Source organism: Stieleria magnilauensis, from assembly GCA_007753675.1.
In the GTDB taxonomy this organism is placed as follows: Bacteria; Planctomycetota; Planctomycetia; order Pirellulales; family Pirellulaceae; genus Stieleria; species Stieleria magnilauensis.
Genome location: CP036432.1, coordinates 5,233,466 through 5,256,428, shown reverse-complemented (window position 1 = coordinate 5,256,428; position 22,963 = coordinate 5,233,466). Strand labels below are relative to the sequence as shown.

Sequence of the window (22,963 nt, the reverse complement as noted above, 5' to 3'; positions counted from 1 at the left end):
CGAGGACGTCGTCAAGCACTACTTCTTCTTGATGAACACTAATCGGCGGACCCCGTCCCGATAGACCTGCATGCGTAGGCCTGCCGACAGGTCGCTCTCTCTGACCGCTTGTCGAAACGCATCTGCCGAATCGATTTCGCGGTCACCGAGTGAGACGATCACATCGCCCGGCATCATTCCGGCTCGGCTGGCGCCAAACTCTGCCCTCGATCAACGGCATAGGCAAGCCGTGTGACCGTCGCCGGGAAGTGATAGACCCCGACGACCACCAGTGTTCCGATCAACAAAACCTTCAACGTACGATCTAAGAAAGGCGATGTGATTCTGCGCGAAGGACTCATCTCAATACCCTCCAAAACCGTTTGACTCTCTTTCGTTTTAACCAAGCGGAAAAGGGGGAAAGCACCAACGCCAAATGGCCTTCAACGCGTTTCGCAGTTTGGTGCCTGACCCCATTTCCGCGGGCGCCCAGCGTAGAAAGCAACGAGAGTGCCAATACGGGTGGAGCCTTCGACTCGGCCCCTCGGTAGAGAATCGACGCCAAGTTGTCCGTCGGCCACGACAAGCTGGCATCCATCAGAACGTGTGCAGCAGATGTTGCGAAGACGCGCACCGGCGAGGCGTCTTGATCCGCCGGAGGAACGGTTCGTTTCCGGCAGCGGCCAAAAAAATCAGCCGGGAGACTGCAATCCCCCGGCTGACGTTGCCTCTGTTGTCAGATCACGAATTACCGCAGCGAGGTTTGTTGATTGATCTGAATCGTCTGACCCCCAACGCGAACGCGGGTCGCCATCATGACGTGGTTCTGCTGAACACGGACCGGAATGCCTCGAACCGTGATCTCCGTTGCGGGGGCCAGTTCCATCTTGTACGACGTGGTCGGTCCCAGGTCGACGAGGTGCCGTTCGCCTTGCGATTCGACGATCGCAAAGTAGTGATCACTGTTGTCGACCGTCGAGATTTTTACATCGACGATTTGGCCACTCAGTGGGGTGCCGATGTTTCGGTCGACTTCCACCATTGTACCACCGCTTACGCGAAAGCTGTCGGCGATCAGGACGTTCTTGTCGCCGATCCTTTCCATCGCTCCGGTCACGCTCAACGTCGATCCGACATCGATGTTCTCGCCGCGAAGCGACTCGAAGGGGCCGAGATCGGCCACGAGCGACTCGGATTCATTCTGCTTGATCTGGACGACCAGGTTCTGGCTTCCGTTGACGGTCGCCTTTTTGGTCGAGACGATCTCGCCGGTTGCAGTGTAGCGCCGAGCATCTTCAGGTCCGGCGAAGAAATCCTCGCGATCCGACTTCACGTCTGCGTCGACAGCGGCCTCGGTTTGGGTGTAGAAGTCATACCGCTGGTATTCGTCGTATCGCCCGTCGTTATCGCTGTCGGTGAAGTTTGCCCGCGAGTCATAGACACCATCGCCGTCGTTGTCGAAGTAACGGATTGCGGCCGAGTATCGATCGTCGGCATCGTAGGTGTAATACGTCGGCGTGTAGGTGTAGTAGTCATAGAACCAGGCATTGCCGGGGTCTCGGTCTCGATAGCCAAACTGGCCGTCACGCCGAGCGGTCAAGGCATCAGCGGTCTCGCGGACCGTATCGCGGACCGCATCGGCAGTTCGTGCCAGCGGGGCGACGCGGTTTTGTTCGATCCATGGCGAGAGCTGTTGCCAAGTTTGTTGGGAATAGTATTCCGCTTGATTGACCTGACGCTGCAGTTGTCGAGCCGCGCGGTTGGCGCGGCGCTCCAATGCCCGGACCGTCTGGGCCTCGGCGGGAAGTGTGTCGATGGCGTTCGTGGAGAACGCCGTCAGCATCGATAGTGCTGCAATGGTGATCTTCTTCATGTTGTGCTCGTTGATTGATTGGGATTCGCTTGACGCTGTCACAGCGACGGCTGTGTAGGTCCCGTATCGTCAGCAAGTGCTGTGCCAGCGAGTCCAAATCGATCAGGGTCGGACGAGCAGAAGTTGCCTGCGTCAGGAGTCAAGCGGAACCATTTTCGGCGTTAGGAAGAACGTCCCAATCGCGCAGCACGGCGATTTACCCGATCTCGCTCGGTGAAGGCGAGCGAGCGGTAGGGCAAAGAGGACCCAAGGGATTTCGATTGCCCGTCGCGGTTGACTTGGTCAATCGCCGATCAAACGGGTCAGAGATCGAACGCAGATGATGAAGAGGATCGCCGGTGGTGCGTTCGCGCGACCACCGGCGTTTGGCGTTCCGGGCGTCGAGGGATTATTCGTCCACGTCGTCCATGCTTCCCGCGTCTTCGGCTTCCATCTCAAGGACGGCCTTTTCGTAGGCTTCGATTTCACTCAGCTCGACGCCTTCGGTCATCGACCCGGGGTTTGAATTATCGCCGCAGCCGACCGAGGCAATCATGGCGGTTGCCGAACAAAGGATCAAAAGGCACCGAGAAAAAGTCTTCATGTGGATTTACCAGCTTCAGGTGGGATGGATCGTTACAAAATGAGGGGTGGATGCCGCGCCGAGACGCGGCATCCGAAATCGACACGGGTTTATTGATTCAGTTGTTCCTGGATCGTTTCACTGCTGGCACGCGTCCCGAGCGCTCCCCAGAGCCCATGGGGGCTTTCGTTGCCAGGCGCGCGGTCGCCTGTGCCGCTGAGCCAGACATCGCCTTGATTTCGGCTGCCGGCTTCAATCGAATCGGTGATGAAGATCACCGCTCCATCGGCCATCAAAACATGAGCACCGCCGGTGTGTCGGCTGGACACCGGGGCGGTTCCTGACAAGTGGTTCGAATTGTGTCGCCCGCAGTACACATCGTTAGGAGGCAAGATCGTGAAGCAGCCCGAAAACATCTGATTGGCATCGGCCCATTTGAAACCACGGGCATGGGTCAGCCTGTCGCCACCGTTGAGCCAGTGGCGCGGACGATCGGGGTCGATGAACTGGTCGCAGGTTCCGGGATTGTCGCGGACCATCCGAATCACAGCGAGGTTGCCGCCCAGGCCCCGGCCGTCTCTCGGAGGACTGGTTGAAATGAAGCTGTCGCCCAAGTCCGTCGCAATTTCGCCCATCGCAATCGTGTTCGACAAGCCGTCCAGAACGTCTCGGAAGCGACCGTTTTCGTCAAACGGCTTGTAGAAGCCGCGGTGCGCTGCTTGGGCATGGCGGGCGCGGCCTTGCGGGCGTGCGTCACGCCGATTGTTCCATGGTCCCCACATCGTGAAGTAATGACTGTCACCCATACATGCGGCGTAATTGGTTCGCCCCAGCGCCGGCAACCCCACGCCCGGGTCACTCGGACAGCGGTACGTCGGGATCTCGAATGTCCACGGCAGGTATTGGATCGTGCCCGGCGTCGGCCCCATGGCAGCCCAAGGGTTGGCGCGGGTTCCGATCGGTGCATTCGGGTCGCCGTCGGTTCGCGTCGCGTTGGGATTGGAAATCTGGTCCCATAGACCCTGCTGTTCGATGAACGGCAAGATCCCGACCAACGTGCTCAAGCGTCGGTTGTTGACAAGCAGCGTGCCAGTACTCGCGGCGCTTTCTTGCCACCACGCTCTGGGCTGGCTGGGAGTGGCGACTGTGCCGATACCCTGAGTGGGGATGCGTTTGTACGCGGCGTGATAGTTGTGAATGCCGATTCCGATCTGCTTGAAATTGTTGCTGCAGCTCATGCGGCGTGCGGCCTCGCGCGCCGCTTGCACCGCTGGCAATAGCAGGCCGACCAAAATGCCAATGATGGCGATGACGACGAGAAGTTCCACTAACGTGAAACCACGATTGTGCTTGAAGCGTCTCATAAAAATACCCGACGAGAAAATGAGTTCGGTGGGGGAGCCCCCCTAGAAGAAGTAACGCTTCTATTGAACCTAGTCGCGATTCAGCCGATCTGCAATGATCTTTTGCGTCGCCTGTATGTCGAATTGCGACACCCTGGGGAGGATGTAAAGCGATTTGAGACGCCGTAGGCCTGGCCCCTTCATGCTCTTCTCAATCATAAGCGAAGCATCGTTGCGGGGCACCTGGCGAACTTCATTCTCCCTCGCCGCTGTGCGGTTTCGCGGGGAGTCGGACTTCGACGCGGCGAAACTGCACCCGTGTGCCGCTGGCGGAATGCTGCAGTGCGATTCGACCGCGGGCGAACAGCTGCTGCGGATCGACGTGCGTGGCAATCAGTTGTCCCGACAGCCGGGTCTCCATGCGGTTGCCGATCGCGATGAATTCCAACGTGACCCAGTTGTCGGGCTCGATCGCCAGACTGGAAGGCTGCAACATTCTCCAGCCACGGTCGCGCTGGCTGACCGCGATGGCGCCGGTTTGCCAGCCGGCCGCCAGCACGGTCCCGGCCTGCAGCTGCGCTTCGTAGCCCGGCAATCCGTTTTTGGTGGGTCGCTCAAAAGGCACCCGGGCAATGATTCCTGAGTCGCCTCCGGCGTTGATTCGCACGTCGCAGCGGAGATGAAAGTCGGTGAAATCATCGCGCGTCGTGAACAGGTAGCCGGGACTTCCTGCAGCGGTCATCAGACCGTTCTCGACGTGCCAGCTGCCGGTCTCCTCGGGATGCGTTTCCCATCCTGACAGGTCTTCGCCGTTGAACAGTTCGACCCATTGGTCCGTCAACAGCGGATCGGCCACGGCCAATAGCGAACGATCATCCACGCCTGTGTCAATCGAAGGCAGCGGCTCGGTCGTCTCTTTTTCGACATACGCCACCATCAATTGCACGCGGTCACCGGCTCGCAGCCGCAGATTTTGCGGTGGCGAACTCAGGTTCACCTGATGCGGTCGGTGCAGCCAGTCGAGGCGGATCAGGGCCACATCGTAGATCCGCAGTTTGGGATCTGGATGGTGCACGCGCAGTTCGTAATTGCCCGCCGGCAGATCCACTTCGCCGTACCCGACCTGCGTGTCGACGAGCTGCCCGTCGGCGAAGAATTCAACCCTTGTCTCGCCGGATCGATTTAGGAAGTCGACACTGGCTTGTCCATGCCAGATCAGCCGCAGCACCGGCATCAGCCACAGCGTTGCGGCAAGGACAAGCACGCCTGCTGTGGCAACGGCCAGCTTGGCAATGACGCCGAAACCACGCCGAGCGGAAGTTTTTTTGGACGGCTGCACTCGCGTGTCGACCGGTCCAATGGCCACCACGTTTCCGGAGGCCTGCAATTCGGATTGGCAGCGGGCCAACAGCTCGCTGACTTCTCGCGCCGAGGCGAACCGATTCTCTGGTTTCTTTTCATGAAGTCGTCCCACGATCTGACACAACCAGTCGGGGATGTCCGGAATGATGTCCTGCATCGGTCGTGGGACGTCTTCGGTCACCCGTCTCAAGATGGCCAACGCGTTGGCGGCGCGAAATGGCGGCCGTCCGGTCAGCATCTGGTACAGAACGCTGCCCAAGCTGAACAGGTCCGCCCGTTGGTCCAGCTTCAAACCGAGTGCCTGTTCGGGGGCCATGTACGACGGTGTGCCAGCAATCGTACCGCTCTGCGTCAGGCTGGCATCATTGGCGGTCCGGGCCAGTCCGAAATCCGTGATCTTCACGTGGTCATCGACACCGGTTTCCAGCAAGATGTTGGCCGGTTTCACATCACGATGAATGAGCTGGCCGGCATGAGCTGCGGCCAGCCCGTCGGCGATCTGCTTTCCCAACCGCAGTACGTCACCGACCGACAGCGGGCCTTGGTTGTCCAGCCGATGCTGCAGCGTTTCACCGGGAACGTACTCCATCACCAGGTGCGGCAGCGGGCTCTCTTCGACGGCATAAATGCTGACGACATTCTCATGCCGAATCGCCGCCGCCGCACGAGCCTCACGAAGAAAGCGTTTCCGCGCCGGCGACATCGCTGCGAGTTCTGGATTGAGCACCTTGATCGCCACCACCCGCTGCAGTTTTGTATCGAATGCCTTCAGCACCGTCCCGAAGCCACCCTGCCCGACGACCTCCAGGATTTCGTATTGTCCCAGTCGACCGATGGAATCGGCGCGGGAGGAGGGTTGCAGCCAATTGGGTGGGCAGGCCGCGAAGAACTCCGAGCCGTCCCGACCGGCATCGCCAGCCTTCGGGAATTCGCCGGTTGTCGCCTCCGTCTTCGCCGAACGCGGTCTCGGACGAGAGCTGTCCAGCCCGGCTGCGGTTGCGGATGCTGGGGCACTCGCCTGGGCAGTCGTCTGGGAATCGGCTTGCGCGGTGGCCAGTTGTTCTGCAACCGGCGCGTCGAGGAATTCGCCGGTTTGTTCGTGGGCGGCCAACAGCGTTTCGACGCGGCGCATCAATTCCAGATCGTCGCCACAGGCCGAACGGAGATAGGACTGCCGGGCGATCGTGTCGGAAAGCTCCAACGCAGAGAGAAAGAGTTCGCGTTCATTCATCGGCCAGCCCTTGATTGCCAGTAGGATCGGGGACGTTCTGAATTCAATGCGTCGCGGTGACGGGATTCACGCCAAGCTTTTTCTTGTTTTCTGCTATCTGTCCTCCGACTCGGATAATTCGGTTCGCAACCATGCTCGTCCGTAGGCCCAGAGCCTGTCTGCCGAACGAGGTGAAACGCCGAGCACGGCAGCCGCCTCGGCGATCGATAGCCCTGCGAAGTAACGTAACTGAACGAGTTCCACCGCGGCGGGATCGATGGACTTCAGGCGATCGAGGGCCAAGTCGAGGGCGACGAGGTCCTCGCGAATTTCCGGCGCGGCCAACTCCACATTATCGGATGCCAGACGCTGAAAGTCACCACCGTGTTTGACTCTTTTCTTTCGACGTGCATTGTCAACAAGGATTCGTCGCATGGCGGTCGCCGCCGCGGCAAAGAAATGTCCCCGGCTGTCCCAATTGCGGTGCTCGTTGCCGTCGACCAACCGCAGGTACGCCTCGTGGACCAGGGCCGTCGCCTCGATCGTCTGGCCCGGATGTTCCAGCGACATTTTCAGTGCGGCCAGCTTGCGGAGTTCGTCGTAGACCAGCGGCAGCAACTGGTCGGCGGCCGCGCCGTCCCCTTCGCGAATCTTCGACAGGATGTTCGTCACTTCGGTCATCAGGTCAGACCTCGCCGTGAAGCCGGATCGATCTCATTTGGCCGAGCAGTTCAGGCCCCAACGGTCTGATCATCATTGTCACGTTTCGGCCGGCCGGCGGGAAGCGGCGCGACGTCGGATGACGGGTTTTCGAAGCCCGAAGCAGGTGGCAGGACCCCGAACGGTAACGCTGTGAAGCATTATTTTGCGGTAGGGCGCGAGCCCTCCGGTCGTTCCAAGCGTTTTCAACGCTGACACCGGACGGCTTGCGGCCTGTCGGTTTAGTGTATCCACAAAACGAGGGGAGGTGGCTTAGTAGGCATCGTCACGATGTTTGCTATTCTTGGCGGATCGTCGTCGCGATTCACTTCTCACGCAGGGAGGCTTGCCCAGTGAGCCAGAGACAACCCAAGACCAGCTATTGGCAGGAAGCTCCTACACCACGCGGGCAACTGGTCCTCATTCCCACCGCCCTGGAGGAACTCATCCCTCAGGATCATCCCGTTCGCTTGGTCGACGAGATTCTCGATCAGATGGACTGGACTGATTGGGAGGCGGCCTACAACGGCGGATTCGGTCAGCCGCCGATCCATCCCAGCGTAATGGCAAAGATCCTGCTGTTTGCCATGATTCGGCGAATCCGATCCAGCCGGAACATTGAATACGAACTCAAGCATTCGATCGATTTTATCTGGCTTAGCAGCGGTCGCCGCATCGATCACAGCACGATCAGCGACTTCCGCCGAAACAATAGTGATGCAGTCAAAGGCATCTTCAAACAAATGGTCAAGCTGGCGATCAACCTGGGGATCGCCAATCTCTCGGAACTGTGCATCGACGGCACACGCATCCTGGCTGACGCCAACAAATACAAGACTTGGACGGCCAAACGATTAGCCAAAGCACTCGAAGAACTTGACGCGCAAATTGATGAGGCCCTGGAAACCTTCGAAGTCAACGACGCATGCGACGAAGATCTCATCGGCCAGGACGTTTCGGCGGACCGCCTCCCCGCCGCCGTCGCCAACTTGAAGTCACGCCGCTCACAACTGGCCGCTCATCTGGAGACGGTCAATGCGATGGACGAAGTCCGCAGGAAAAATGGGACGAAGGGCCCCGCCCAGTTACCCAAGACTGACACGGACAGTCGCATTCTTCCCAATAAGGAGGGTGGTTACGCAGCCAACTTTACTCCGATGGCGACGACCGAAACGCAGAGCGGCCTGATCGTTGCGGCGGACGTCTTGATCGGCAACGTCGAACACCACGAATTTGCCACCATCGTCGACTGTGTGGCCAACGACTTTGGAATTGACATTAAGCGAGTCATGGCTGACTCGGCTTACACGACGGGCAAAAACCTCACTGCGGCTGAGGAAAAACAGATCGAACTGATTGGCCCGCTTGCCGAAACCAATCGCGAGAACAACCCTGCCGAGCGTTCGGATTTGACTGAGCCCGGTGCCGCCGATCAGATTGATCAGTTGCCGGTTAATCCACAAACCAAACGATTTGACAAAGCAGCGTTTGTGTACGACGAAGCGAACGACTGCTATTACTGCCCGGCAGGCAAAGTGCTTTCACATCGGACGACCGAGAACACGACGCATGGCGACGGCTCTCCGGTGCAGCGAAAGGTTTACACCTGTTTTGAATGCGAGGGCTGCACGCTGGCTGGGCGTTGTCGCAAGAACGTGAAGCCAAAAGACGAGGCAAGCAGCAGCGAGGCATCGTCCCAGGAGTCCAGCGAAGCGACCTCGTCGGACAAGCGAGCGGGCAAGCGACGTGGTCGCAAGCCTGGCCCGCCACGTGGTCGCGAGACGATGCATGATGAGCATGAAGGAGCGCGACGTCGGCAGCGTGCGCGAATGGAAACGCCTGCAGCCAAAGAGGCTTACTCTCGTCGTCAGCATTTCGGTGAAACGCCTTTCGCCGTGATCAAGAGCACGCTTGATATGCGGCGATTCCTGCTTCGAGGTATCGCAGGTGTGAATCAAGAATGGCGCTGGGCGGCGACCGGATTCAATCTGAAGAAAATCATGAGTTACTTGGCGAAGCTGCGCGCCGCCGCGGCGACACAATCGCTCGGAACAGCAAACTAGGGGAGATAGGGGGCATTTCGAACGAAATCCGCCACAAGCGAACGCCACGATCCCGTCAACACGCTTACCAACGACTCTGGATGCCCCGCATAGCACCATAAAAGCCTCGTCCGGAACCAAAATCGAATCAACCGTCCCCAGGAACTAAATCGACAGACCGCTTGCGCCGTTCCGCTATCTCCTTCCCTGCCGAGCATTCTATGGCTTCCGCTAACGCCACGGAATTTAAAATCTGGTCGTGACGGTTTCGATGCGGTCGGGCCAATCGATATCGGGAGCGATCCGCGACCCATGGGACAGCCAACGAAAACATCGAGCAAACCGGCCGATGCCGATTTTGCTCCTTTCAAGAAACAAGGAGAAAAGGTCAATGTTAAGGCGTCGATTCGCGATCAGCGCGTTCTCTGTGTTCGTGTTCGCCGCGTTTGTCGCCGGAGTTTCAGAAAGACTGCAAGCACAACCGGCGGTGGAAGCGAATGGTTTTGGTGGCTTTGTCGAGCCGAAGCATCCCCATCACCACTTCGGTGGTTGGTACTTGGGCGTCTACGGAAACTACACGCCCAGCGGGTTGCAGTTGACCCAGGTCTATCCCGGGACCGCCGCCTGGAATGTCGGGCTGGAAGTCGGAGACCGAATCTTGGCCGTCAATGGTCGCCGCATCAGCATGTATTACCCACTCAACGTGGCGTTGCAGGCAACACACAGCGGCTGGGTGCAATTGTGGGTCCGAGACTGGCGGACGGGACAGTTGGTCAGCGTGAACGTGCGATTGACTCGTACTCGGGTTCATTTTTAAGGTAATGCCTGACGGGGGGATGGCGAGGGATTGGCACGCAGATCGGTGCGGTACATCCTTGTGAGGGTGATTTGCTTGGACGATACTCAATGGCAGACAACGCGGCCTGGAGAATCGAAACAACGAAACCCTGGAACTGGATTCAGTCACCATGCGAATGAACCACCATCGATCTCTCGTCGGACGGATCGCCGCAATCCTCTGCCTCATCGGACTGTTGCCGTCCGGGCTGCACGCGGAAGATCGCTTCGTTGAACAATTCAAGTTCAGCGGCGGAATCGTCGTCGCGATTGATTTTGAAGACGGAGAATCGATCGCGGATCTGGTGACCGATGGACCCTTCGTCATTCATGCGCTGCTGCGTGAACCGGACCGTGTCGCGGCGGCGCGGCAGGTGATTCAGCAGGCGGGGCTTTATGGGAAGGTCTCATGCGAACTCTACAACGGCCGCGACCTGCCCTACGTCGATGGCTTGGTGAATCTGGTGCTGTGCAAGGATTCGTCCGAAGTTCCCAAATCCGAATTGATGCGGGTGTTGGTTCCGGGTGGTCGTCTCGTGGTGCAAGGGGCCGATGGATGGAAGAAGCGGGCCAAGCCGGTCCCCGATGGACTGGATCAGTGGAATCAGTTCTTGCACGGTGCGGATAACAACGGCGTCTCGTTGGATGACGTGGGGCCTCCCCAACGACTCCGTTGGCACGACACGCCGGAATACGGACGTTCCAAGTCGCTCTCGCCTTCGTTGACCAACATGGTTTCTGCCGATGGTGTGTTGTTGACCATCGAGGATCGCGCGACGACCGAAGACATCAACGCGCCGATCGATTACCAATTGGTCGCGCGTGACGGATTCAACGGCATCGAGCTGTGGAAGCGGCCGATGGAACAATGGATCAAGTGGCAGACGGGAAGCATCAAGTCGATTCCGACTCAGCAGCAGCGGTGTCTGGCGGCGGTCGGCAAGTCCGTTTACGTTTGTTCCGGTTTCGGTGATCCCGTCACGGCGTACGCGATCCGCACCGGCGCGGTCAGGCAGGTTTACCCGCACACCAAGCGGGCGACGGAGTTTGCCATCGATGGCCAAACGCTGTACGTGATCAAGGGAACGCCCTACAAGCTGCCCAAAGCGGCGGCGACCGATGGACGTGTGGAGCTGTGTGCGGTGGATCTGAAAGACGGCGATGAACGTTGGACTCGCGCCATGATGGACGAGTACACCGGAGGCACCTTTGCGGTCAATGGTCCCCACTTGGTCTATCACAGCACCGGCGGCGTGACCTGTTTGGACACTGTCAGCGGGGACGTGTTGTGGACCGAGCCGGTTCCGATCAAGGCTGCGCCACCGGTGACCAAGGAGGCCGGGCGGGCGCTTCGACGTGGCAAGAAACCCAGTGATTCGTCGCTGTTTTCTGCCAACGTCCATCCCACGTTGGTGCTGACCGACGAGATGGTTTTTTGCGCCATCCATGACACCATGACGGCGAAACGTCTTCGCGATGGCAAGACGCTTTGGTCGGCACCGGCCGGACAGAATTACATGAAGAGCACCGAGATCTTCGTCGCTGACGGATTGGTGTGGAGCCGCGACTTGAACGGCCGCGATCCTAAAACCGGCAAGGTCGTCCGCACGTTGGCCCAGGAGATGACCGGTCCGATGTCGCATGACCGCTGCTATCGCAATCGCATCACGCATCGCTATTACCTCAACAGCGCGTCCGGCGGCGCCGACTTTGTCAAGCTCGATGGGACGGCGGAAACGCCGAATCCCTGGGCGCGTTCGACCTGTGGGCTGGCGGTGATGCCCGCCAACGGCATGCTCTACAACGGCCCCTATGTCTGTCAGTGCGCGATCGGCACGATGGCGACCGGCGTGAACGGATTCTACAACGGTTCGGGCAATACCGACCGCCGCTTCAACGTTTCGATCGAGCCGCGTCTGGTGAAGGGGCCTGCGTTTGGAACCGTGAATGGACCGGCGGCCTCGGCGGACGACTGGCCGACGTACCGCTATTCGAATTCACGTAGCGGGATCACGCCGGGGCGGACTCCGGACGAATTGGTGGCCAAATGGAATGTCGATCTCGGGTCGCACCCGACCGCGCCGGTGGTCGCCGGCGACAGTGTGTATGTCGCCGATCGAGACGGCTACACGTTGTATTCGCTCAATCGCGAAGACGGCGCCATCGGGTGGTCCTTCATCGCCGACGGACGCATCGACAGCCCTCCCACGTATCACAACGGCTTGGTCCTGGTCGGCAGCCGCGGCGGATCGGTCTACTGTCTGCGAGCCTCCGACGGACAATTGGTGTGGACGTTCAACGGCATGCCCGAGCGTCGATTGATCTGCGACACGGGGCGTTTGGAATCGGCTTGGCCGGTCCATGGCAGCATCATGATGTTTGATGACACGGCTTACTTTGCCGCCGGACGCAGCACCTTTCTCGATGGCGGTATCGCCGTGTTTGGACTCGATCCGGTCTCCGGCGAGATGAAGCACGGCAGAATCATGCAGGGCCCGTACCAGGACGACGCCCGCAGTTTCCCCGTCCAGGCGCGGGGACAGTTCCAGTTGGAAGGTTGCAAAGGCGACATCTTCTCCTGTGCGGCCGACCAGTTGTTCATGCGAAACCAGGCCTTCAATCCCGATCTGGAACCCGTCGCGACGCAAAAAGTGAAGACCCTGCACTTGATGGCGTCTCCCGGTTTTTTGAACGAATCACCCCAGCACCGCACCTACTGGACCGTGGATCGGGATCTCCGCTACGGCGGCGCGATGGGTAAGTTCGGCGCTGGTCCGGCCGGCGACACGATCGCCTTTGACGGCAAGCTGTTTTACGAGGTTCGCGGTTACGCGCCCGGTCGCAATCTGCCCGGTCGCGGGCGGGGACTGGACCCATTGGAACTGTACAGCGTCTATTCGGGAAGCTACGGCGGGATGGGCGAGAAAGAAGACGCGTCGGCCATCCCCGCGATGGGGACCTGGCAGCAGCGTTGGACGACACCCACGCCTTTTGCCGGCCACGCGATTGCGGCTTCGGATAACACGGTGATGGCCGCTGGCGTTCCGCTGCTCAAAGACTACTCGGCGGAACAGACCAATGCCTCTTACGCCGGCCGGAACGGCGGCATCGCCTGGTTGTTGGACGCCGAAGACGGTCGCCCGTTACAAGAACTGCGATTTGACGCGGCACCGGTTTGGGACGGCATCGCGATCGCCCACAACAGCTTTTTCGTCTGCTTGAAGGATGGATCGGTCGTCTGCCTTGCCGCCAAATGATTCGCTGAGAACGATTCGCTGAGCAACGAACGAACCATTTCTATCCGTTCGCTGCTCAGTATCAGTGCTCAGTATGACTGATCAATCTCTGCCGATCAGACGTTGCTCGGATCCGGGACGACGAATCCGTCGCGGTACTGGCGGGTCAACATCGCGTTGGCGGCGTCGTTGTCGGCAAAGCGTTCGCTGACCGGATCAAATTTCAGCACCGGACCGAGCGACAACTGTTCGACTTCGGGTTTCACACCATTGTCGCGGAGGTGCCGCAGCGTTCGTTGCAGCGTCGCGGAATCATCATCGGATGAACCGAACGCTTCCACGGCGCCGGCAATCTCATCGGGGCTGACGCGGTTTTCCTGGCCGACATAGTAGGAGATGTTACCCAGGTGCGCGATCGAAGCGGACAGGTGTCCGCACATCGCATCGGCATTCAGCTTGGACCCGTCACGCGAGACGACCGCGTCAATGAAGTTGCTCATGTGCAACTCGTTGAGCTGGCCAGCTTCTTTGCTGTTGTGCTTGAAATCACGCACGGGCTTTTTATCGAGGTCAAAGACGCGTCCGTTTTCGTAATTCGGACCCTGGATCGCGTAACCTTCGCTGCCATAAAAGACGACGCCGATCTTGTTGCCTCGGTTGCTGCCGAACAAGGCGTTGATTTCGTCGTCGGCGCTCTCGTCGACACTTAAGCCACGTGTTTCGAAAACGATCGTTTTGTCGCCGTAGTCGTAGATCGAGACTTGGGTGTTGGCGGTGTCGCCGGCATCGACATAGCTAGGGTCTTTCCGTTCGGCTTGATAACCGAGACGTCCGGCGTAGGTCAGGATCGAGTTGGGATGACGTTCCAGCCCCAATCCCCAGCGTGAGACATCAGTTTGGTGAGGGCCTTGGTTTCCCGAATCGCCGTTGCCGTAATGGCGTTGCCAGTGCCAGTCGTAATGGAAGCGTTGCCGCGTCACCTTTGGATCGGTGTAGGTCGCCGGGCCGCTCCAGAGATTGAAATCGACCGAATCGGGAATCGGATAGTTGCCGATCGGGCCGATCGACTTGCGGCGTTTGTAACACAGCCCGCGAGCCAATTTGACTTCACCGATCCCACCGCTCTGGATGAAATCGACCAGATCGATCACGCCGTTGCTGCTGCGGCACTGTGTTCCGGTTTGAAACATTCGGCCATACTTTTTTGCCGCCTCGACGAGCGCCCGTCCTTCGTTGACGTTATGGCTGATCGGTTTCTCAAGGTAGACGTCTTTGCCGGCTTGCATCGCCCAGACGCCGATCAATGCATGCCAATGGTTCGGTGTCGCACAGGTTACGATTTGGTAGTCATCGGATTCGAGCGCTTCGCGGATGTCCCGGTAGACCTTCGGCTTGAGCCCCGTTCGTTTTTCGATCGAACCGGCACGCTGGTCCGCGACTTTGGAATCGACTTCGACGATGGCGCGGACTTCGGCCCGCGGATCGCTGCCGAATCCGGCGATGTGCGATTGCCCACGTCCGTTTACACCGGCCACCACCACGCCCAGTTTTTCGTTGGGGCCGTCGGCCGCCTTGGCCGCCGAACTGGTGTGGACGGCGGTCGCCAGCCCGGCGAGCGAGGCGGCCGATGCGACGTTAAACTGGCGACGACTAAATGGTTTCATCGGAATAGACTCCAAGCGGATGTGGGATTTAGGAGGGAAGGCACTCGCGGCGCGAGTTCGGGTCAGCCATCATAACCCATTTTTCGCGGGAACGTGGGCGAAAAGGCGGCGAGGCGGAGCCCTAAAACGAGGGGAAACCGTGCGATCTGGGCATCGATTCATTCGCTTGCGTTTCGTTCTCCGAAACCGAGATCCGCTAGATCCAGCTTGTACATCATCTGGTTGTAGTCGTAGCGGGGTGTCGGGTCGTCGTTGCCGGAGAACGTCGTCGTGTACGTGCCTTCAAAAAAGATCACCCGCCCGTCGTCCTTGGCAAACATCGGGTGCTGTTTCGGGTTGTAGAAACTGTATTTCTCGTGGGTGACGATCTTTCGAGCGTTGATCCACGGGCCGGTCAGTTTCTTCGAATCGGCATACCAGACCTCGCCCAGCATCGACGTGCCCGCGTACTGAACCCCAATCATCACCCAGCGTCCCCGGTGTTCGTTCCAGGCCACCGATCCGCGGTGCATCGTTACCAATTTTCCCGCTTCGTCGATCAGGCGAAACAATCCGTCGGTCGCTTGGAGTTGGCCTTCCCTGATCAGTCGATTTTGAAGTGCCGGCGTGAAGGGGATCGTGTCCGGCTTCCAGCTGAAAACCGGAGCACCGTTGTGCCGCACGACCTCGAGGGAGTCCGCACGGTTGCCCTGTTTCAGGCACGTGTATGCTTCGTACCGCGACAAATCACTCAGCGCCTCGGCGGTCGCCGGGACACGGACCAAAGGAAACGGGTCGGCGAAGTACACGTACCGAACCCCATCGTCTTGATGTGTGAAGGGGTGCCCAGCGGGAAACAACGGCGCATCGATTGCGAATGCCTTCCGTTTTTCGAATTGATAGGTTTGATCGTTGAACTCGGCCAACCCGCGTTCATAGACCGTCAGCGGTGGCTTGATTTTGACGTAGGCCGCGAACATTCGCTCACGGTCCGTGTTGCCGCCCAGCGTGACCAAGCCGTTGATCCAGGTCGGCCCTTTTCCAGGCAACTTGGCCGTCGGTTTTGCAAACCCGCTGTCATCGGCAAAGTAATCCAAGTCGACACCGACTTCGGGATCTAGTCCCCCGTCGGACGGCAACCGGGACACGGCACCGGGCACATCAAAATTGCCCAACGGATACGAAGGTCGATGGGTGTCTCCCCAAAACCAATACAGTTTGCCTTTGTAAATGGCATTGACGACGCTGTCCGATCCGAACACGCGACCGTTCAACACCGGATGTTTGATCGGTGTGGGATGCCCGACCAGAACACTGTCGCGGTAGATGCCCGCACCGGTGATGCGATACAGGCGTTGGGCGATGTTCACCCGCTTGATCATCAGCGTCGCCATGCCGCCGGGCTGGACCTTCAATCGTTTGCCGCGATAGCCGAAACCGTCTGCGGGGAACTCGTAGCCGTGGCTCCAAACGTGAAAGAAGACGGACTGGTTCATCAATCCGGGTTCATCGAACGCCACGATGCCCGCCGAATCCGTGTAATAACGGACATGGTTGACGGTTTTCAGCTCAACCATCGGCACTCCGCGCCCGGTCGCTTGATCGACGACTTTGATCACAAAGTAATCATGCGCCGCGGCCGGAATGTCGCCCGCGACAGGAATGCAGATCAACAGCAAGGGGAAAACAATGCAGGTCCATCGGGCCGATCGCATGTCGGTGGATCTCGAAATGATGGTGAATCGGGGGCAGGACCGAGGCCTGAGAGTCCGAGGCCAGGGCGTCTCTGTTTAGACTGCAGGATACCCGCCCGACGCACGATTGTTGGGCCCGAAGCTAGTGCGCTGTCAGCTTTTGGTTTACGGTTGCGTTTGTCGAGCGGGGAAAGGTCAGGCTGTAGCTTGCGGAACGATGAAATGTTTACAGGGCCCACGGATGGCAGCGCGAACCCACGGATGTTTTGCGCCCTGTCATCCGTGGGTTCGCGCTGCGATCGGTGGGTAGGATGTTCGATAGATCGCCCGGTAAAATTCTCGGTGAGTTCCGCTACCCCAAGAATGAACGTAGCGAGAGCACTAGAATGACGGTCGCTCGATTCACGCACCCACGGAAACTCACATGAAACCAGTCTTCTTGATCGCACTGATCTCCGCGTCCGTTTTTACATCGCTGCCGCAGGTCGTCGCCGGCGATCCGATGGTCTTGAACGTTTGGCCGGGGACGCCACCGGGCGAAACCAAAACGTTGCCCGCGGAAGCGGACCAGACCAAGCCGGACGATCGGTTGATCGCGGGGCGGCGGATTATCAAGCTGGGCAATGTGTCCACACCCCAGATTGCGGTGTATCGACCGCCGGCGGATAAGAGCAACGGAACGGCCGTCGTGATCTGCCCGGGCGGTGGACACCACATTTTGGCGTATGACCTGGAGGGGACCGAAGTCGCCGAGTGGCTCAATTCGATCGGCGTGACTGCCATCGTGTTGAAGTACCGCGTGCCGGCGCGGGACCCCGATCGTCGTTGGGGCGCGGCCGTGCAGGACGCCCAACGGGCGATGAGTCTGGTGCGATCACACGCCGAAGAGTGGAAGATTGATCCCGCACGAATCGGCATTTGCGGCTTCTCCGCCGGCGGCGAAACCGCCGGCTTGACCGCCCTGTTTCAGGAAGAGCGTCAGTACGAAGCGGTGGACAAAGTCGACCAGGTTTCGATCCGGCCCGATTTTGCGATGCTGATTTATGCAGCGGGCATGGTCGAAAAAGGCACCGCGCAGTTGCACGACTACATCAAGGTCACGCAAGACACGCCGCCGATGTTTTTCGCCCACGCCTTTGACGATCGCGTGTCGGTTCACAATTGCTTGACGTTGGCCGGCGCACTGAAAGAAGCCGGCGTGCCGGCGGAGCTTCACGTCTACGCGACCGGCGGCCATGGCTACGGGCTCCGCGTCACCGACCAGCCCGTCACCCGCTGGCCCGAGCAGGCGGCCAACTGGATGAAGACGATGAAGCTGATTCCCTAACCGAGAAGTAAGCTTCCAGCTTGCGTTCGCAGTGGCGTAAGCTTCTAGCTTGCGTTTCTCGCGGCTCGCCGCGACCACCGTGATTGTAAGCTTCCAGCTTACGATCACTGATGACTACCGCCCCCGACACAATTACCCTCAGTCAGTCCTCTCCTTTCTGCGTCTCGATTTTTTTGGTGAAACGCAATCATGTCTCCCCGCCTGTTGGTCATCGTCGCGTTCTGGATCGGGCTCGCAGTCTCGTCCCACGCCCAAGACGAAAAACTTCCTGACGAGCCGATCGCCTTTGGCGTCCGCCCCGGTGTCCGCTTTTTGACGCCGACCTCGGCGGAGATCCGTTGGGAAACGACGATCGCCGGTCCGGCCGCCGTCGCTTTTGGGCCGACCCGAAAACTGGGACGCGTCATCGCTTCGCCATCCTCCGGCACCAGCCATCGCGTCGTCGTGGACGATCTGGTCCCGGGCCAAAACTACTGGTATCGGTTCGGCTTGAATCAAGGCGGCAAACGTTCCTTTAGCTCCTTCTATCAACTCGAAGGCGGGATGAACTACACGCCTCCGGTGGTCGAGGCATCCGGGGTGCCCGCCGGAGCCGAGGAGGCGATCAAACGGCTGGTCCAACCCGGCGGGTACGCGGTCGTGTGGGGCGACGTGTCCCCTTCTTGGTGTGAAGCGATCGCGGCGGGGACGTCGATGACGGTGGTCGCCGCGGTCGATGATTCAGACACATTGAACCGCTTGCGCAAACGATGGTATGCCGATCGAACGTACGGTATTCGTTTGACTGCTCAACTGAAACAAGACGTTCCCCACGCGATCGCCAACGTCGTCGTTGTTCGCGCCAATCAAGTCAACGATGTCGCCGGCCTGCTTTCCCCGATGGGTCAGATCATCAAGCTGGGCAGCGGCGATGAAGTGGCTGACACCCAAAACGACGAATACGCTTGGCAGGCCATCAACGCCGACGTCCATTTCGGGCGACGCGCCGCCCTGGAACTCGCCGCCTGGGGACACCAGTATGGCTCCAGCGGCAACGCGTCTTACTCCGGCGAAATGCTCGGCGGCGTCGACGACACGGCCGACTTGGAAGTGAAATGGATCGGCCGACCGGGGGCGGATTTTGGTATCGACCGCAACCCACGCATGCCCGCGCCTCTGGCCGTCGGCGGCCGGCTGTTCCATCAAGGCATGAACCGCATGATCGCACTCGATGCCTTCAACGGCGCCGTGCTGTGGTCGCTCGAAATCCCCGACTTGCGACGCGTCAACATCCCGCGTGACTGTGGCAACTGGTGTGCGGATGATTCGCACGTCTATGCCGCGGTCAAAGACCGCTTGTGGGTGATCGATGCCGCCAGCGGAGAAATGATTCGCACCATGTTGCTGCCGGAAGAATACGAGGGCAGCAGCGAATGGGGCTACGTCGCCGTCACGGAGCACCGTGTCGTCGGAACCGTCATGAAACCGGGCAGCGGTTACTCGGGATTCTGGGACAAGGCGGCGTGGTACGACGGCAAAGACGATGCGGCGACCGCCAAGGTCTGCGGGAACGCCATCGTGGGCTACGACAAACAATACGGCAGCATCGATTGGCAGCGTGATGCCGACGCGATCGTGCATTCCACCATCACCATTTCCGGCAACCAGATTTACTTTGTCGAAGTCGACGACCCCACGCTGAAACAAGCGTCTAACGGAAAACTGCTCAACCGCCAAATCTGGAATGCGGCCTCCATCGTTTGCCTGGACCTGGACAGCGGCGAACAGCGATGGAAATCGAAGGTGCCGCCACAGGATCATGAAACGCTGATCAGTTTTGGCATTGCCGATGACGATCAGTTCATCTTGCAAACCTCTGGAAAGAACGAGTTTCATTTCGTCTCGCTCGATGTGACATCCGGCAAGCCGCGTTGGCAGCAATCCGTCCAGTGGCCCGAAGACCATCACAGCGCCCACATCCAACACGCGGTGTTGATGAACGGCCAGATCTTCGTCCAACCGCATATTCTCAGTGCCGACGACGGCCGCGTGGTCAAATCGGGGACGCTGGGAAAACGGCGGGGATGTGCGACACCGATTGGCGCGGGCAACTCGATCATCTATCGCGGCGGAACCGGCCCCCTGTCGTTATGGTCACTCCAGGACGAGAAACCCAGCGAGTTCACCCGTTTGCGGCCGAGTTGTTGGCTGAGCACCATTCCGGCTCAAGGCATGTTGTTTTCACCGGAGGGCGGCGGCGGGTGTTCTTGTGGGGGTTGGATGGAGACTTCGATCGGTTTTGCCCCCGTCCTGTCGTTGGGAGACGAGCGATGATCCGACTTCGAACCCTCATCATCTTGTTGAGCTGCATCGTCAGCCAGGTCGTCGGAGTCTCCGGGGTTGGCTCCAAAGCGTGCGCCCAATCCTGGCCGACGTATCGTCACGACGCCCGTCGCAGCGGCGTCACCGACGCAAGCCTGACGTTTCCACTGCAACCGCATTGGGTGCGTGTCTCGCAGCAGCCCCCGCAAACTGCTTGGACGGGGCCTGCAAAGTGGGACGCCTATTCGGGCAACAGCGGCCTGCAATCGATGCGCAACTTCGACCCCTGCTTTTTCGTGACGGTCGATGGCGGCCAGGTCTTTTTCGGTTCGTCGGTCGACGATGCCGTGCACGCGTTGGACGCCGCGACGGGCAAAGAACAATGGGTGTTATTCACAGGTTCGGCCGTTCGATTTCCTCCCACCCTGTCCGACGGTCGGGCCTTCTTCGGTTCCGATGATGGCTTCGTCTATTGTTGTGACCAGCGCTCGGGCGAATTGATTTGGAAACAGCAGGCCGCGCCGGAGCGGAAGCAGGTGGCGAGCAATCGCAAGCTGATTTCGATGTGGCCGGTGCGGACTGGTGTGCTCGTCCAAGACGGCACCGCGTTGTTCGGCGCGTCGCTGGTTCCGTGGAAGGCGTCGTACCTGTGCAAGGTCGACGCCAAGACGGGGGCGTTGGACGGCGATCGATGCTTCCGTAACGAAGTACAAGGCGTCACGATGCAGGGAGCGTTGTTGGCTTCGTCAGAGCGGATCTATGTGCCCCAAGGCCGCGCGGCACCGCTGGCATTTGACATGGCCGGCGGCAATTCCCTCGGTGCGATCGGTGAAGCCGGTGGCGTGTTCTGCGTGTTGACCGAAGACGAAATGCTGTTGGCCGGCCCGCAAGACCAAAAGTCATCCAGCGATCAAATGCGTCTCGCCGACGCTCGCAGCCGACAACGGTTGGCGACCTTCAGTGGCACCAACCGAATCCTGGTCGCGGGCGAACGGGCTTGGATCCCGACCGCGGGAAAACTCAAGATGCTGAACCGATCTAGCTATGTCGCCGCACAAATCGTCGCGACCAAGGCCAACGGGATCATCAACGATAAAAAGAATACTGACGAACAAGCCAAGGCGGCCGCAAAAGCAGAGCTGGCCCAGGCCACCAAGCAACAAGCGGAGGCTTGGCGGTGGGAGGTCGAGTGCCCCAATCCAACCGGGTTCATCAAGACCGCCGACTCGATCGTGGTCGGACTGGAAAACGAAGTCCGCGCCTATGATGCCGACGACGGTACGCTGAAGTGGTCGGCCAAGGTCGATGGCGTCGCCCACGGACTGGCGGTCGCCGACGGCCAACTGCTCGTCAGCACCGGACTCGGCCACATCTACGCCTTCGGACCGCAACGATGAACGCCAACGCGGTGATACATTCCAATCCGTTCAGGACGGGTAATCGTTGGTGTCTAGCCTTTAGGCGATCCCCGATGCAGAAGCATCGGCAGATGCCCAGACACCAACGAATTCCCCGAGAACGCCTAAAGGCTGGACACCAACGACTTCTGGACGCCTATCGACGCACCCTCTGCGTTGTCCTCATCGCGATGTTCGCCAGTACCGCGAACGCGTGCAAGGTTCCCGTGTTTCGCTATGCGCTTGAACGATGGCCGGCCGACACGTATGAGATCGTGGCTTTGATCGATGGTGAACCGACCGGCGATGCCGCCGACGCACTCGCCGCATTGCGGTCTCTCGCCGAACCAAGTGTCAACGTGACCACCCGAGTCGTTGATTTGGCCGCCCTCTCCGAAGCCGAACTCTGGTCGGTCGAGGGATTGGAAAACACCGAGCAAACGCCGCTGCTGCAGGTTTTCTATCCCGAACGCGACGGTCAACGAACGCTCTGCTGGAGTGGCGCACTGACATCCGCGAATCTCAACGCCTGGATCGAGTCTCCGCTTCGCAAGAACATCCTTCGGGAAATCCAAACCGGTGCGTCCGCCGTCTGGGTCCTCGTCGAAGGCCCTGACCCATCACAAAACGACGCGCTGCGGGCGGACTTGGAGTCTGCACTCCGGGAGGCGACCGCCGCGATCACCATTCCCGAGGGCGTGATTCGACGAGAAGATGCCGCGCAGTATCTGCAGGACCACCCGGCCGCGTCGATGGATGACGTGCTGCGCTGTGACATCCCGCTTTCGATCAAGTTCACGATCGAGCGACTTCGGCACAACGATGAAAACGAAGTCGCGTTTCGCGCGATGGTCGATGGCTGGACCGAATCGGTCGAGGCCCCATTCGTGTTTCCGGTGTTCGGCCGCGGACGAATGATCGAACCCTTGCCCGCTGCAGATTTTGACGCCGGTTCGATCATCGCGGCGTGCCGCTACCTGGTCGGCGAGTGCAGTTGCAGCGTCAAGGCGCTCAACCCGGGCGTCGATCTGATCTTGAAAACCGATTGGCAACAGACCCTCGGCGATCAAATCGTGATGGTCGAATCGGCGGACTCGGGTGAGCTGGTGGAGTTGGCGATTCCGCCAGGGAAAGACGAGATCGCGTCGATCGCTAGGAACACGGTCGCAGCGGGTGATGCCGAGCCGGACGATGGTAAGATTTGGGTGCTCGTCGTGATGGCACTGGGGGCGTTGGCGTTCACGATGAAGCTGCGGATGGGAATGAAGGCGGAATAATACGGGGCACTAGTATTCCGCCGCACCTTGGTTTTCGAATAGGCGGTAGTGGACGAGGCGACGAGTCCTAGCCAAGATGCCGACGGCAGCGGACTCGTCGCCTCGTCCACTACGCGGGAATTGAGGAGCGGACTCGTCGCCTCGTCCGCTACGCGGGAATTGAGGAGCGGACTCGTCGCCT

At 59.6% G+C, this 22,963-nt stretch carries 16 protein-coding genes; 7 read left to right on the top strand and 9 right to left on the bottom strand.

Annotated features, from left to right (window positions below; all coding sequences use genetic code 11):
- Nucleotides 1-18: 18 nt before the first annotated feature.
- From TBK1r_RS18350 to TBK1r_RS18325, 7 genes are all read right to left on the bottom strand, one after another.
- Nucleotides 19-177 carry a hypothetical protein gene (locus tag TBK1r_RS18350; protein WP_145213682.1) on the bottom strand — a complete coding sequence of 53 codons (159 nt, stop codon included), beginning with the start codon at nt 175-177 and terminating at the stop codon, nt 19-21.
- The gene (locus TBK1r_RS38660; protein ID WP_419581494.1) at nt 174-341 is read right to left on the bottom strand and encodes a hypothetical protein; all 168 of its coding nucleotides are present in this window, start codon (nt 339-341) and stop codon (nt 174-176) included. Before TBK1r_RS38660 ends, TBK1r_RS18350 begins: the two co-directional genes overlap by 4 nt.
- A gap of 386 nt (nt 342-727) precedes the next feature.
- Complete coding sequence (locus TBK1r_RS18345) at nt 728-1,852, bottom strand: hypothetical protein (protein ID WP_145213679.1); 1,125 nt, start codon at nt 1,850-1,852, stop codon at nt 728-730.
- 388 nt (nt 1,853-2,240) lie between these two features.
- A complete protein-coding gene (locus TBK1r_RS18340) occupies nt 2,241-2,435 on the bottom strand; it encodes a hypothetical protein (RefSeq protein ID WP_145213676.1) in 195 nt (64 codons plus the stop codon).
- 89 nt (nt 2,436-2,524) lie between these two features.
- Entirely contained in the window at nt 2,525-3,778 is a 1,254-nt protein-coding gene (locus TBK1r_RS18335; RefSeq protein ID WP_145213673.1) for a DUF1559 domain-containing protein, read from the bottom strand.
- Nucleotides 3,779-4,010: 232 nt separating this feature from the next.
- The gene (locus TBK1r_RS18330) at nt 4,011-6,350 is read right to left on the bottom strand and encodes a protein kinase domain-containing protein (RefSeq protein ID WP_145213670.1); all 2,340 of its coding nucleotides are present in this window, start codon (nt 6,348-6,350) and stop codon (nt 4,011-4,013) included.
- Nucleotides 6,351-6,443: 93 nt separating this feature from the next.
- The gene (locus TBK1r_RS18325; RefSeq protein ID WP_145213667.1) at nt 6,444-7,010 is read right to left on the bottom strand and encodes an ECF-type sigma factor; all 567 of its coding nucleotides are present in this window, start codon (nt 7,008-7,010) and stop codon (nt 6,444-6,446) included.
- 371 nt (nt 7,011-7,381) lie between these two features.
- Between TBK1r_RS18325 and TBK1r_RS18320 the strand changes: the two genes are divergently transcribed.
- The 3 genes from TBK1r_RS18320 to TBK1r_RS18310 all read left to right on the top strand — a co-directional run bounded on the left by TBK1r_RS18320 (nt 7,382) and on the right by TBK1r_RS18310 (nt 13,164).
- Nucleotides 7,382-9,091 (top strand): IS1182 family transposase, encoded by a 1,710-nt coding sequence (locus TBK1r_RS18320; RefSeq protein ID WP_419581493.1) that lies wholly within the window; start codon nt 7,382-7,384, stop codon nt 9,089-9,091.
- A 370-nt stretch (nt 9,092-9,461) separates the two neighbouring features.
- Entirely contained in the window at nt 9,462-9,887 is a 426-nt protein-coding gene (locus tag TBK1r_RS18315; protein ID WP_145213660.1) for a PDZ domain-containing protein, read from the top strand.
- Between the two features lie 157 nt (nt 9,888-10,044).
- Nucleotides 10,045-13,164 (top strand): outer membrane protein assembly factor BamB family protein, encoded by a 3,120-nt coding sequence (locus TBK1r_RS18310; protein WP_419581492.1) that lies wholly within the window; start codon nt 10,045-10,047, stop codon nt 13,162-13,164.
- A 95-nt stretch (nt 13,165-13,259) separates the two neighbouring features.
- Here TBK1r_RS18310 and TBK1r_RS18305 read toward each other — a convergent pair whose 3' ends face one another.
- Together TBK1r_RS18305 and TBK1r_RS18300 are read right to left on the bottom strand one after the other, a co-directional pair.
- Complete coding sequence (locus TBK1r_RS18305; RefSeq protein WP_145213654.1) at nt 13,260-14,807, bottom strand: Gfo/Idh/MocA family protein; 1,548 nt, start codon at nt 14,805-14,807, stop codon at nt 13,260-13,262.
- Between the two features lie 158 nt (nt 14,808-14,965).
- A complete protein-coding gene (locus tag TBK1r_RS18300; RefSeq protein ID WP_145213651.1) occupies nt 14,966-16,501 on the bottom strand; it encodes a hypothetical protein in 1,536 nt (511 codons plus the stop codon).
- A 403-nt stretch (nt 16,502-16,904) separates the two neighbouring features.
- On the opposite strand from TBK1r_RS18300, the gene TBK1r_RS18295 reads away from it, so the two are divergent.
- From TBK1r_RS18295 to TBK1r_RS18280, 4 genes are all read left to right on the top strand, one after another.
- Nucleotides 16,905-17,807 carry an alpha/beta hydrolase gene (locus tag TBK1r_RS18295; protein WP_145213648.1) on the top strand — a complete coding sequence of 301 codons (903 nt, stop codon included), beginning with the start codon at nt 16,905-16,907 and terminating at the stop codon, nt 17,805-17,807.
- 189 nt (nt 17,808-17,996) lie between these two features.
- On the top strand, nt 17,997-20,120 hold the full coding sequence (locus tag TBK1r_RS18290; RefSeq protein WP_145213645.1) for an outer membrane protein assembly factor BamB family protein: 2,124 nt from the start codon (nt 17,997-17,999) through the stop codon (nt 20,118-20,120).
- On the top strand, nt 20,117-21,505 hold the full coding sequence (locus tag TBK1r_RS18285; RefSeq protein ID WP_419581491.1) for an outer membrane protein assembly factor BamB family protein: 1,389 nt from the start codon (nt 20,117-20,119) through the stop codon (nt 21,503-21,505). Before TBK1r_RS18290 ends, TBK1r_RS18285 begins: the two co-directional genes overlap by 4 nt.
- Nucleotides 21,506-21,597: 92 nt before the next feature.
- Nucleotides 21,598-22,782: a hypothetical protein gene (locus TBK1r_RS18280; protein ID WP_145213642.1), complete on the top strand. Its 1,185-nt coding sequence runs from the start codon at nt 21,598-21,600 to the stop codon at nt 22,780-22,782.
- Nucleotides 22,783-22,963 lie beyond the last annotated feature (181 nt).